This is a genomic window from Gaetbulibacter aestuarii, assembly GCF_039537665.1.
GTDB lineage: Bacteria > Bacteroidota > Bacteroidia > Flavobacteriales > Flavobacteriaceae > Gaetbulibacter_A > Gaetbulibacter_A aestuarii.
The window spans coordinates 834,602-847,589 of record NZ_BAABAY010000001.1 but is presented as its reverse complement, the minus strand read 5'-3'; the positions used below and the strand labels follow the sequence as shown (position 1 = coordinate 847,589).

The following is a 12,988-nucleotide window of genomic DNA, read 5'->3' as shown; positions in this document are numbered from 1 at the left end:
CTCTTGTATTAAAAATAAGGGCTTTTTTGTTTATTTTTACAAAAAAGACTACTAGCTATGAAAAATCTAATGATGCTGCTCGCGGTAGCAGTTATTTCTTCATGTAATTCAAACCCTTCAAAAAACAAAACTAATACATTGAACTACCCGGAAACGAAGACTGTTGATACCGTAGATACCTATTTTGGCGAACAAGTAAAAGACCCGTACCGATGGCTGGAAGACGATCGTAGTCCTGAGACCGAAGCCTGGGTTAAAGAAGAGAATAAAGTAACTTTTGGATATCTGAATCAAATTCCTTTTAGAGGCGAACTTGAAAAACGCTTATCAGAGATCTGGAATTATGAAAAATTAGGCGCGCCATTTAATGAAGGTGATTACACCTATTTTTATAAAAATTCTGGCTTGCAAAATCAGAGTGTTTTATACAGAAAAAAAGGTGACAGCGAGCCTGAAGTATTCTTAGATCCTAATACATTTTCTGAAGACGGAACAGTTTCCTTAGGGAATTTGAGTTTTTCGAAAAATGGTAAAATATTAGCCTATTCAATTTCTGAAGGCGGTAGCGATTGGCGTAAAGTCCTGGTTATGGATGTTGAAACTAGAAATATCGTGGAAGACACCTTAAACGATATCAAGTTCAGTGGGATATCCTGGTATAAGAACGAAGGCTTTTATTATTCCAGTTACGATAAGCCTGAAGGCAGTGAGCTTTCCGCTAAAACTGATCAGCATAAAGTATATTATCACAAACTAGGAACATCACAAAATGAAGATCAACTCATTTATGGTGGTACTCCGGAACAAAAACACCGTTATATTAACGGTATTGTAACTGAGGACGATCATTATTTAATCCTTACACCTCGAAATTCCACCACAGGAAACGAACTTTATGTGAAAGATCTAACGGTTCCCGATAGTAAATTTGTAACGATTCTTGATAACACAAATAGTAACACGACTGTTCTTGATAATGTTGGCAGTAAATTATATCTGGTAACCAATTTAGATGCGCCAAACAAACGTGTTGTAACCGTTGACGTAGCCAACCCGACACCAGAAAATTGGGTAGATCTTATTCCGGAAACCGAAAATGTGTTGACACCGCGCACCAGTGGCGGCTTTATCATGGCTAGTTATATGATTGACGCTATCTCCAAGGTAAAACAATACGATTACGATGGAAATTTTATTCGCGATGTAGAACTACCCGGTATAGGAACTGCAGGAGGATTTGGTGGTAAAAAGGAAGAGAAAATTGATTATTTCACGTTTACCAATTATTACACACCCGGTAGTATTTATAGTTTCGATGTAGAAACGGGAGAAACTAAACTTTACAACAAACCAAATATCGATTTTGATTCAAGTCAATATGAAAGTAAGCAGGTGTTTTATACTTCTAAAGATGGCACCAAGATCCCTATGATCATTACTTACAAAAAAGGACTTGAACTTAATGGAAAGAACCCAACAATCCTTTATGGTTATGGTGGATTTAATATCAGTTTAACGCCATCATTTAGTACGGCTAATGCCATTTGGATGGAAATGGGCGGGGTTTATGCCGTTCCAAATCTTAGAGGTGGTGGAGAGTACGGCAGTGCCTGGCACGATGCCGGAACCAAAATGAAAAAGCAAAATGTATTTGACGATTTTATTGCCGCAGGTGAATATTTAAAAACCAATAAATATACCGATACCCAACATTTGGCTATTCGCGGTGGTTCTAATGGTGGTTTGCTGGTGGGTGCTGTAATGACGCAACGTCCGGATCTGGCACATGTAGCTTTACCGGCTGTTGGTGTTATGGACATGTTGCGCTATAACAAATTTACTGCAGGTGCGGGTTGGGCTTATGATTATGGTACAGCAGAAGATAGCAAAGCTATGTTCGAGTATTTAAAAGGCTATTCGCCGGTTCACAATGTTAAAGCTGCTGAATCATATCCGGCAACACTTGTAACTACCGGAGACCACGACGATCGTGTAGTGCCGGCACACAGTTTTAAATTTGCTGCTGAATTACAAAGTAAACAAGCCGGAGACAACCCGGTATTGATTCGAATAGAAACCGATGCGGGTCACGGAGCCGGAACACCGGTAAGCAAAATTATAGCGTTATATGCAGACGTTTTTAGTTTCACGCTATATAACATGGGTTACAGTACCCTTCCTGGTGATACCGAAGCATAATAAGGTGTTATCAATTCGAACACTAAAATCTGCTCAAGTTATTGGGCAGATTTTTTTTATATTCCCCATGATTAAATGATAATATGCTACAGGTAAAAAATTTGACATTCTCTTATGATAAATCACCGGTGCTTCAAAACTTAAGTTTTGAGGTGGCTCAGGGCGATCATTTTGCGATCATTGGTGAGAGTGGTTCCGGTAAAAGTACCTTATTAAAACTCCTCTATGGAACCTATGATCTGGACGAAGGCCAGCTATTCTGGAAGGATCAGGAAATCCTGGGACCTAAGCACAATTTGATTATTGGACCCGAATATATGAAATATGTGGCTCAGGAATTCGACCTGATGCCGTTTACCACTGCGGCTGAAAATGTTGGAGAATTCCTGTCGAACTTTTACCCTGAGAAAAAAAAGGAACGTACACAGGAATTATTGAAAGTTGTTGAATTGGAAGAAGTCGCCAACACCAAAGTGAAACTACTAAGCGGCGGACAAAAACAGCGCGTAGCCATAGCCCGTGCCATTGCAAAAAAGCCGGAGATCTTACTGCTTGATGAGCCTTTTAGCCATATTGATAATTTTAAAAAGCAGAGTCTCCGCAGAAGTTTGTTTGCCTATTTAAAAGAAAAGAACATTACCTGTATTGTTGCCACCCATGATAAAGAGGATGTGATCTCATTTTCCGATGATATGATCGTGATTCATGACGCACAGATCATGGCGCAGGGTAGTCCGGAAGCCTTATATAAAGACCCAAAGAACAAACTTGTCGCTTCATTTTTTAATGAATTTAATATGATTGATGGCGAACTGGTCTATGCACATCAATTGAAGGTGGTTCCGAAATCCAAATTGAAAGTCATCGTTCAAAAAAGTTATTATAAGGGATCGTATTATTTAATTGAAGGCCTACTTAACGATTCAAAAGTATTTTTTGAACACAAGTCGGCTTTTGAAAAAGGTACTGCGATTTATATTGAAAAGGAGTAGATAGCACTCGACGGAGTCGAGCGCAAACCGGAGTCGAGCGCAAACCGGAGTCGAGCGCAAACCGGAGTCGAGCGCTGACCTTCAAGTTTATATTGATATGAAAGTTCAAAGTCGCTGACCAAAATTTCTAAAATATGTCAGCGCTCGACTCCGTCGAGTGCTTTCAAAAAACGCGTCGATTGCTATGAAAAAAACCCTATATCATCAATTTCTAAAACAGTTTTATTGCCTTGAAAATTTTTAGCGCTGGAATACTTCCAATCTGTAGGATCAATAACAAATCCGGAAACTACAGGGTTTTTATGGATATAATTTATTTTTTGACGCATGATTTTTTCACTCCAAAGTTCTAAAGGATGGTTATGATGTTGCCAAAACTGATACCTGTTTCCATTGGTTTTTTCTTTTCCAGCCCGCTCAAACATCCATAACAACCATTCCCTCCTACTTTCTTTAGGATTCTCAGCAATGGTTTGAATCATTTTCTTAGTTGTAAATTTTTTAAAATCTCTTAGTAATTCCATAGGTTGATTGCTTTTTGATCTAAAAATAAAATGAACGTGACTGGGCATAAAACAATAACAAAACAACTCCATATTTTTATTGGTTCTACAATAGTTTACACTTTCTACTAAAACATCAAAGTAAATTTGTCTTATAAAAACATCCAGCCAATATACCGTTGCGAAGCTCACAAAATAAATACCGGATTTATTATGAAATTTGTACTTTCTGCTCATAATTACTAAGACCTGGTATTCGCTTATTACCGGTGTTCATGAAATGTAAATATTAATTGCAATACACTAAGAACAAAGTATTGAAAAACCACGCCTTAAGTATTTGACTGACAGTAAAATATTCGATGAAATGTAAAATGTGGTACACTCGACAGAGTCGAGCGCAAACCGGAGGCGAGCGCTAACCGGAGTCGAGCGCTATATTCCTTTATAAAATATTGGTGATTACAAAAACTTGATCTCTAAATTGAACCTCGTCATTTACTTCTTTTGAAAGCAGCGCCTGAGCAATTGGCGATTCCGGTGATACGGCATAAAAAGTCTCCTCGTTAATTGTAATAGCACCAGCGCTGATCGCGATAAAATAATTCACTTTTGAGGTGTAAACCACCGATCCCAAACCCACTTTATTTGAAACTTTATTTGACTTAAGCTTTGATAATCTATCGCGCTTGAGTTCGACTTCAGCCAACTGTTGACCGGCACTTTCGCGTTCCAATTGGAGCATGGCGCGTCCGGTTTCGTGTTTGTCGCCTGACGTATTTTTAGTTTCGGAGGATAGCGCATCATGAATGTCGTTTATATGATTTTGAATGGTTTGTAACCGCTCAAGAATATAGGCGTCACATTGTTGAAATAAGGCTTCGCGGATCGTCATCTTAAAGTTTTTAAAGTGTTGCTAAATCTGCAAGTTCCTTTCCAACCAAACTACCAATAGCTACGCCCATACCGCCTAAACGCACACCACAGAATACATGATCTGATAGTGGTTTTACTATGGCTTCTTTTTTTGAACCCACACCCATTATGCCGCTCCAGCGATGATCGATCTCAAAATCAGTATGTGGTAAAATAGTTGTTTTTAAAAGGCGCTCGAGTTCATTTTGAATAAGCTCGGTTTGTTCCATTCTTGTGGTTTCTTCACCCTTAAAATCGAGGTTTCGGCCGCCACCAAAAAGTATACGGTCATTAATATTTCGGAAATAGTAAAAGCCTTTGTCCAGATGAAATGTTCCTTTGATATGAAGCTTTTTTATAGGTTTAGTAATAAGCACCTGAGCACGAGCCGGCTTCACCTCTTCCTTTATAAATTGAGATGCAAAACCATTAGTAGCTATACAGAGTTTTCCTGTTCTAAATTGAAATTGATCGGTTTTGATATGAACTCCAGAGCCGTCTTCAGAGAAATTCTCAACCACACAATTGTTCAAGATTTTGATGCCGGCACTTTGCGCTTTGTGCAATAAGGCTTCCATCATATTACCCGTATGAATTTGTCCTTCAAACGGATTATAGATCAGGTTTTCCTGAATGTTTTGAAAATTAAAATTATTCGGCTTTACTTGAAATACGGTGTCCTTTAAAATCGGTTCTAAAAGGCGGTTAATTGTATCTCGCTGATCCAAACAAATCTCGTAAAGTTCAGCATCTGCTTTGGTGAATAATTCGTAGCCGCCGTGTTGTTTATAGCCGATGGTATCATCGCCAAGATTTTGCCTTAGAATATGTAATCCATCCAAACGCTTTTGAATGAGTTTCAGGACTTCTTCCTCGGAATGCGACTTGAGATCTTCAATGATCTCACTTAAACTACCAAAACAGGCAAAGCCTGCATTTTTTGTGCTGGCACCCTGAGGTAACATGCCTTTTTCTAAAACCAAAACCCGGGATTTTGGGTGTTTTTGTTTGAGTTGTAAGGCACAATTTAAGCCAACGATACCGCTACCGATCACGGTAAAATCGATGTTTTTAAGCCAGGTTTGTATTTCCCAATAGGATAAATTCATGTTACTAAAATACTGTTTTCTTTTGATTGTTGAAGGGCAAATTATCGCAGTTAAGTCATTCCTGAAAAAGCAGGTATCCATTAAGGATTTAGGAAAGAATAGTGAGATTCTTGCCTACGCAGGAATGACAGATCGAAACGTCAATACGAGGAGCGCAGTGACGTGGTAATCTCTTGAGGAGGACTCCAAATTGAAAGATTGCTTCGCTTTGCTCGCCATGACGGAATCAGATAATATAGAGGGTGGATTCCTGCCTTCGCAGGAATGACAATCACTACCTTAATACGACACTGTATTTAGCAAAGAAGCCCGCGTTAGGGATAGTAGTGGAAAGCCCGCAGCGCCATGCGCGAGGACTTGCAACGGATAGCCCGACCCCGACGCAGGAGGGGTAACGCCCAAAAAAAACTCCGAAATAATTTCCGGAGTTTGTTTATTTATTCGTCGTCTTCGACTACTTCTTTTTTCATCTTGAAGTCTTCCATGAACTTCGTTGTGTAGTTCCCGGCAAGATAGTCGGGATTGTCCATGAGCTGACGGTGGAACGGGATCGTGGTTTTGATACCTTCGATAACGAACTCGTCGAGCGCGCGTTTCATTTTATTTATGGCTTCCTCACGGGTTTGTGCCGTGGTGATGAGCTTCGCGATCATGGAATCGTAGTTTGGCGGGATGATATACCCGGCGTAAACATGTGTATCCAAACGTACCCCATGACCACCCGGCGCATGGAGCGTGGTGATTCTACCCGGTGACGGTCTGAAATCGTTATATGGATCTTCCGCGTTGATACGGCATTCGATGGAGTGTAATTTCGGGATGTAATTCTTACCTGAAATTGGCACACCGGCTGCTACCAGAATCTGTTCGCGGATCAGATCAAAATCGATAACCTGCTCGGTGATCGGGTGTTCTACCTGGATCCGGGTATTCATTTCCATGAAGTAGAAATTGCGGTGTTTATCTACGAGGAATTCTATCGTTCCGGCGCCTTCATATTTAATGTATTCAGCGGCTTTAACAGCGGCTTCACCCATTTTTTTACGCAATTTATCCGTCATGAATGGCGACGGTGTTTCTTCGGTTAGCTTTTGATGACGACGTTGGATGGAGCAGTCACGCTCAGACAAATGACAGGCTTTTCCACGGGAGTCGCCTACAATTTGAATTTCAATATGGCGTGGCTCTTCGATGAGCTTTTCCATATACATGTCGTCGTTACCGAAGGCCGCTTTACTTTCTTGACGTGCCGATTCCCAGGCCGCTTTTAGGTTTTCTTCCTTCCAAACCGCACGCATTCCTTTTCCTCCACCACCGGCAGAAGCTTTAAGCATAACCGGATATCCGGTTTCTTTAGCGATCTTTTTACATTGTTCGAAGGTCTCGATAACGCCATCACTTCCTGGCACGCAGGGTACGCCTGCGGCTTTCATAGTGGCTTTCGCATTGGCCTTATCACCCATGCGCTCGATCATTTCCGGAGAAGCCCCGATAAATTTTATTCCGTGTTCACCACAGATCTTTGAGAACTTAGCGTTTTCTGATAAAAATCCGTAACCGGGATGAATGGCATCGGCATTAGTGATCTCGGCGGCCGCGATGAGGTGTGACATTTTTAAATAGGACTCACTACTCGGTCCGGGGCCGATACAAACTGCTTCATCTGCAAATTTAACGTGCAAACTTTCAGCATCTACAGTAGAATAAACCGCCACCGTTTTAATGCCCATTTCTTTACAGGTTCTGATCACACGTAGTGCGATCTCACCTCTATTGGCTATTAATATTTTTTTAAACATAACTGGTGTTTTAAAAATTCAAATTCCAAGCTCCAAATTCCATATTAGGATTCTGAGATTTGTGTTTTGGAATTTTTAAATGTTATGACGGGTCGATTAAAAATAACGGTTGATCAAATTCTACCGGAGAAGAATCTTCAACAAGGACTTTAACAACCTTACCTGATACCTCAGATTCGATTTCGTTAAATAATTTCATGGCTTCGATAATACAAAGCACATCACCTTCAGCAACAGTTTGGCCTACCTCAACAAACAACGGTTTGTCCGGTGACGGTTTTCTGTAGAAGGTTCCGATGATCGGTGATTTTATGGTGATGTATTTAGAATCTTCTTTTTCTGCTTTAGGTGCTTCCTGAGCCGGAGCAGCCTGTTCTTGAGCTGGAGCGGCTTGTGGCGCTGCCATTTGTGGCATTTGCGGTACCTGAGCGGCACTCGGCATTTGATGCACAATGGTTGTTTCTGAATCTGAGCCGGTTTTTATGGTGATCTTAATATCATCCATCTCCAATTTAACCTCACTTGCGCCCGATTTGGCTACAAATTTTATTAAATTTTGAATTTCCTTTATATCCATAATAATTCGCGTTAGTTTTTCTTGGTTAGTTATTAGAATTATAAGCCCATTTTAAATAAATGGCTCCCCAGTTGAATCCGCCACCAAAAGCGGCAAAGATTAAATTGTCTCCTTTTTTTATCTGCGATTCGTAATCGTTTAATAATAACGGTAAAGTTGCTGAAGTCGTATTTCCATACTTGTGAATATTCATCATTACTTTTTCCTCTTCCAGATCAATGCGTTGTGCGGTGGCATCAATGATGCGTTTATTGGCTTGATGCGCCACCAACCAATCGATGGAATCTTTAGTTAAATGATTACGCTCTAAAACTTTTACGGTGGCATCGGCCATATTGAAAACCGCATTTTTAAATACGGTACGCCCTTCCTGAAATGCAAATTGCTTTCCGGCTTCCATGGCTTCAGCCGTAATGGGATGAGACGAACCACCGTAAGTAGCTTGCAGGAACTCGCGTCCTGAACCGTCACTTCTTAAATATTCATCCTGTAAGCCCAATCCTTCTTCATTCGGTTCAAAAAACACAGCTCCGGCACCATCTCCAAAAATGATACAGGTTGCGCGATCTTTATAATTGATCATGGACGACATTTTATCCGCACCAATAAGCAATACATTCCTGTAACGCCCTGATTCAATATATTTCGCAGCGACTGACATTCCGAATAAAAAACTGGAGCAGGCCGCGTCCAAATCAAATGAAAATGCATTGGTTGCTCCAATATGGTATGCTGTATAGGCTGCCGTTGAAGCAGCTTTCATATCCGGCGTAGCCGTGGCCACAATAACCAATTCAATGGTTTTTGGGTCGATACCTTTTTTATCAATAAGATCCTGGGCTGCTTTTATGGCAAGGAAAGAACTTCCTTTACCTTCTTCTTTGAGTATCCGGCGTTCTTTGATGCCGGTTCGGGTGGTTATCCATTCATCATTCGTTTCAACCATCGTCTCAAGGATCTGATTGGTCAATACGTATTCCGGTACATAGGCACCTACAGCTGTAATGGCTGCTGAGATTTTACTCATAATTTATAGTTAAATAGACTAAAAATCATTAAAATTTGAACAGTTTTGCTCAAATTTTGGTGAAAACTACTAATTTTTCGCCTAAAATTATACAAATTTAGTGTTTTTGTAGCGATTAAAAATTAGTTCATAAAAAAACGCCCAACTAAAGTGAGCGCTTTATTTTATGTTCGTAGCGTTTAGGCTACGTTTTCAATCTCTTCAGAGTTGTCGATCAAAACCTGACCTCTGTAGTATAATTTTCCTTCGTGCCAGTGCGCTCTGTGGTACAAATGTGCTTCTCCCGTAGTAGGACATGTTGCAATCTGTGGCGCAGTTGCTTTATAATGTGTTCTTCTTTTATCTCTTCTGGTTTTAGAAGTTTTTCTTTTAGGATGTGCCATGTTCTATTATTATTTATCCGTTAATAAGTTCTTTAATTTATTCCATCGGGGATCAATATCCTCCGAATCCTTATTTTTATCGTCCTCTTCTTTTGGACTTAATTCTTCAAGTTTTTTTAATATTTCAGAATCTAATGTGCCGTCTTCAACTCCGGGATGTATGCGTTTTACAGGAACCCCTAAAACAGCGGTCTCATAGATGTATTGCTGTACGTTCACTTCAAAAGTACCGTGTGGTACCATCAAAATATCAATATAATCATCATTATAATCATCACCAAACTTCACTACCAGATCAAACGTATTTGAAATGGGTTGCTCGTAGGGCTCGTTCGTGATATCGCAATTCACATTTACAGTACCCGAAACGTCAAAGTGAAACTCTAAATGAGCACTTTTTTTATCAAGCGTTACGTCCGCTTTTAGTTGGGCTGCATTAAAATCATCAAATTCAAAATACTCAAAGAACGTGTTGTCTATCTCATATTCAAAGTGATGCTTCCCTTGTTTTAATCCCACAAACGGAATGGTGTACATTTTCAGTGGCTTCATTCTCGCATCTATTTTGAGCCTGCAAATATATAAATTTTTATTTACGCTACCTTAGGATTAAACAATTTTTTGTTTATCCCTTTTTACTCCGTTTTTTCAGCGGATTTGCTGTGAGTTCTTCATACTCTTTTCGCTGTTTAAAAATATGAATACCAGCAAATAAGGCCTCTTTGAAGGAGTTATTATCGGCTTCGCCTTTACCGGCTATTTCAAAGGCTGTTCCATGATCGGGCGATGTTCTCACGCGCGTTAGCCCTGCTGTGTAGTTTACACCGCGTCCAAACGAGAGGGTTTTAAAGGGAATTAAGCCCTGGTCGTGATATGAGGCGATAATGGCATCAAAGTTTTTGTAATTGTTCGATCCGAAAAAACTATCTGCTGCATACGGCCCAAAAACCAGTTTTCCGGATTCTTTTATTTTTTGAAGCGTTGGTCTCAAAGTATCGTCATCTTCCGTGCCAATAACCCCACTATCACCTGTATGTGGATTGATCCCCAAAACTGCAATTTTCGGTCTTTCAATTCCAAAATCCCGTTTAAGGGATTCATAAACGGTATCGATCTTATCTTGTATAAGCTTTGGGGTTATCGCTTTTGAAACATCTTTAACAGCCACATGATCGGTTAATAAACCAACCCGCAAGGTATCAGTGATCATGAACATCAAACTATTGCCGCCTAGTTGCTGGGCTAAATAATCGGTATGTCCGGGAAATTTAAAGGTGTCGGATTGAATCGTTTTTTTACTGATGGGCGCAGTTAGCAACACATCAATACCTTCATTTTTCAAAGCTGCTGTTGCGGCTTCCAAAGATTTTATGGCATATTCCCCGCTTTTCAGATCTTCTTTACCAAAATTAATCTCAAAGGGTTCCTTCCAAACATTGTAAACATTAAGTTGCCCTTCTTTAATTTGGTTGAGGTGATTGCAACTATTGAGGGTTATTTCCGAATTGAAATGGGATGTTAAAAAGTTCATCACCTTAATAGAGGCGAAAACCACCGGAGTGCAAAAATCGAAAACCCGTTCATCTTCAAAGGTATTTAAAATAATCTCACCACCAATGCCATTCAAGTCTCCAATGGAGATCCCAACGATTATATTTTCAGCTTTACTCATTAAAATGACAACTTTTGTTTGTAATTTTGATGTGCAAATTTAACCAAATAAACAGAGAAAATTATGTTTACAGGAATTATTGAAGATTTGGGCGAGGTTACTAATTTAAAAACCGAGCAGGACAATCTTCATATCACCATAAAAAGTGCGATAACGCCCGAGTTAAAAATCGATCAGAGTGTCGCGCACAATGGTGTTTGCCTTACCGTTGTAAGCATAAATAATCAAGAATATACGGTTACCGCCATTAAAGAAACCTTGAACAAAACAAATCTTAACAGTTTGAAGATTGGTGATGTGGTTAATTTAGAACGCGCCATGAAACTGGGCGATCGTTTGGACGGGCATATCGTGCAAGGTCATGTAGATCAAACGGCCGTTTGTGAATCGGTTGAAGAAACTGATGGCAGCTGGTTGTTTACTTTTAGCTATGATAGCAGTTTAAATAATGTTACTATCGAAAAAGGTTCTATAACTGTTAATGGTACGAGTCTAACGGTAGTGAATTCTAAAAAAGACCGCTTTAGTGTGGCTATTATTCCTTATACCTACGAGCATACCAACTTCAATACCTTTAAAAAAGGGACTACAGTGAATCTGGAGTTTGATGTATTGGGGAAATATGTGAGTCGTTTGCTGGAACTTAGAGGCTAACAATTAATCGCCATCACCCCAAATTTTCATTAAAGATTCTGCGCCATTCTTGATCCCATCATAAAATTTATCTTTTTTGAATTGAGGAAAGATCACCTGCTCCATAGTTTGTAAGCTCATACTATCAGTTATTACTTTTCGCGTTCCATCTCCGGTTGCTATGCCAAAACTTTTACATGGTTTACAAAGCAGCATCACAAGTCCGTTGTTTTTGCCTTGATGACCAACACCCCAATAACTCCCCAATGCTGTTGCCATTTGTTGTGCATCTCCAAACGGTGCAATACTCCCCACAGTAACCACAACGAACACATTGGTTGATTTTTTATGATATTTTAGAAACATTTTTGAAAGATTTTGGCGCTCCTTTGGAGTAAATACACTATCAAAATCTTGTACAGGAAGGGCTTTCTCTTTAGCTTCCCTGTAACGATCGATCTTTGATAAATCGAAATCGGTTTCCTGGGCAACGCTTTTAAAAGAAAAAAGACTCAGACCCAATCCAAAAATAACAAGCAGTATTTTGTTTTTCATGTTTTTGGTTTTTGATGGTTAATGCTTTAGGGTAGGTTAATACGAGTCTTTTCAAAAAGAAAAAACCTTTTAATTATTAGCATACGGCATTCCGTAACGGATCAAAACGGTATTTACTTTTCCATTTGGCATTTTAGTAACTATGTATAAGCGGTCGTATTCACTCGCCTCATTAATAGGCGTCCCGGGATCGCCCCCTAATAACTCCACCAGGGCAGGTGTTGAATTGCTATGACCAACAACCAAACTGCGCCCACCCTCTGCCATTAATTTATCTTTGAAACTTTGCAGTTCGCGCGGGTTGTATAATTGGGTTTTTAAGTCGAACAACTTTGCTGTAGGTGCCGCTGTTTCACGCGTTCGGATAAAATCGGAGCTGTAAACATGATCTATTTTAGTGCTTCGCAGAACTTCAGCCAGTTTTAGAGCTCTGGTTTTACCTGCCTCTGAAAGTTCCGGATCTTTTGAGCTGTCGACTTTCTCGCCATGGCGTACCAGAAAAACTGTAAGTGTGTTTCCCTCCGGTTCACTATTGGAAATTTTAGATTCGCAATTAAGTAGGGTTAAAGTGAAAAATAAAAAAAGAAGGGCTTTATTCAGCGTTTTAATTTTGGTTGATGTCAT

At 39.8% G+C, this 12,988-nt stretch carries 14 protein-coding genes; 3 read left to right on the top strand and 11 right to left on the bottom strand.

The genetic code is table 11. The annotated features are described in order from the left end of the window. The first annotated feature begins 57 nt into the window (after positions 1–57). On the top strand, positions 58–2,199 hold the full coding sequence (locus tag ABD682_RS03760; protein WP_344739149.1) for a prolyl oligopeptidase family serine peptidase: 2,142 nt from the start codon (positions 58–60) through the stop codon (positions 2,197–2,199). An 83-nt stretch (positions 2,200–2,282) separates the two neighbouring features. Further along, complete coding sequence (locus ABD682_RS03755; protein WP_344739147.1) at positions 2,283–3,191, top strand: ABC transporter ATP-binding protein; 909 nt, start codon at positions 2,283–2,285, stop codon at positions 3,189–3,191. Positions 3,192–3,373: 182 nt separating this feature from the next. Here the strand turns inward: ABD682_RS03755 and ABD682_RS03750 are convergent, their stop codons facing one another. From ABD682_RS03750 to pdxA, 9 genes are all read right to left on the bottom strand, one after another. Next, positions 3,374–3,931 (bottom strand): REP-associated tyrosine transposase, encoded by a 558-nt coding sequence (locus tag ABD682_RS03750; RefSeq protein WP_344739145.1) that lies wholly within the window; start codon positions 3,929–3,931, stop codon positions 3,374–3,376. A gap of 208 nt (positions 3,932–4,139) precedes the next feature. After that, positions 4,140–4,589, bottom strand: coding sequence for a 3-oxoacyl-ACP synthase (locus ABD682_RS03745; protein ID WP_344739143.1), 450 nt, complete (start codon positions 4,587–4,589; stop codon positions 4,140–4,142). A 10-nt stretch (positions 4,590–4,599) separates the two neighbouring features. Further along, positions 4,600–5,718, bottom strand: a complete 1,119-nt coding sequence (locus ABD682_RS03740) for an NAD(P)/FAD-dependent oxidoreductase (protein WP_344739141.1) — start codon at positions 5,716–5,718, stop codon at positions 4,600–4,602. 437 nt (positions 5,719–6,155) lie between these two features. Continuing rightward, entirely contained in the window at positions 6,156–7,517 is a 1,362-nt protein-coding gene (accC, locus tag ABD682_RS03735) for an acetyl-CoA carboxylase biotin carboxylase subunit (RefSeq protein ID WP_344739139.1), read from the bottom strand. Positions 7,518–7,599: 82 nt separating this feature from the next. After that, a complete protein-coding gene (gene accB / locus ABD682_RS03730) occupies positions 7,600–8,094 on the bottom strand; it encodes an acetyl-CoA carboxylase biotin carboxyl carrier protein (protein ID WP_344739137.1) in 495 nt (164 codons plus the stop codon). Positions 8,095–8,119: 25 nt separating this feature from the next. Continuing rightward, positions 8,120–9,121, bottom strand: a complete 1,002-nt coding sequence (locus ABD682_RS03725) for a beta-ketoacyl-ACP synthase III (RefSeq protein WP_344739135.1) — start codon at positions 9,119–9,121, stop codon at positions 8,120–8,122. Between the two features lie 179 nt (positions 9,122–9,300). Beyond that, positions 9,301–9,504 (bottom strand): 50S ribosomal protein L32, encoded by a 204-nt coding sequence (gene rpmF, locus ABD682_RS03720; protein WP_344739133.1) that lies wholly within the window; start codon positions 9,502–9,504, stop codon positions 9,301–9,303. Positions 9,505–9,513: 9 nt separating this feature from the next. Continuing rightward, positions 9,514–10,056 (bottom strand): YceD family protein, encoded by a 543-nt coding sequence (locus tag ABD682_RS03715; RefSeq protein ID WP_344739131.1) that lies wholly within the window; start codon positions 10,054–10,056, stop codon positions 9,514–9,516. Positions 10,057–10,129: 73 nt separating this feature from the next. Further along, positions 10,130–11,176 carry a 4-hydroxythreonine-4-phosphate dehydrogenase PdxA gene (gene pdxA, locus ABD682_RS03710; RefSeq protein WP_344739129.1) on the bottom strand — a complete coding sequence of 349 codons (1,047 nt, stop codon included), beginning with the start codon at positions 11,174–11,176 and terminating at the stop codon, positions 10,130–10,132. 63 nt (positions 11,177–11,239) lie between these two features. On the opposite strand from pdxA, the gene ABD682_RS03705 reads away from it, so the two are divergent. Then, complete coding sequence (locus tag ABD682_RS03705) at positions 11,240–11,830, top strand: riboflavin synthase (protein WP_344739127.1); 591 nt, start codon at positions 11,240–11,242, stop codon at positions 11,828–11,830. 3 nt (positions 11,831–11,833) lie between these two features. Here ABD682_RS03705 and ABD682_RS03700 read toward each other — a convergent pair whose 3' ends face one another. After that, positions 11,834–12,364: a TPM domain-containing protein gene (locus tag ABD682_RS03700; protein ID WP_344739125.1), complete on the bottom strand. Its 531-nt coding sequence runs from the start codon at positions 12,362–12,364 to the stop codon at positions 11,834–11,836. A gap of 69 nt (positions 12,365–12,433) precedes the next feature. Continuing rightward, complete coding sequence (locus ABD682_RS03695) at positions 12,434–12,988, bottom strand: phosphoglycerate mutase family protein (RefSeq protein ID WP_344739123.1); 555 nt, start codon at positions 12,986–12,988, stop codon at positions 12,434–12,436.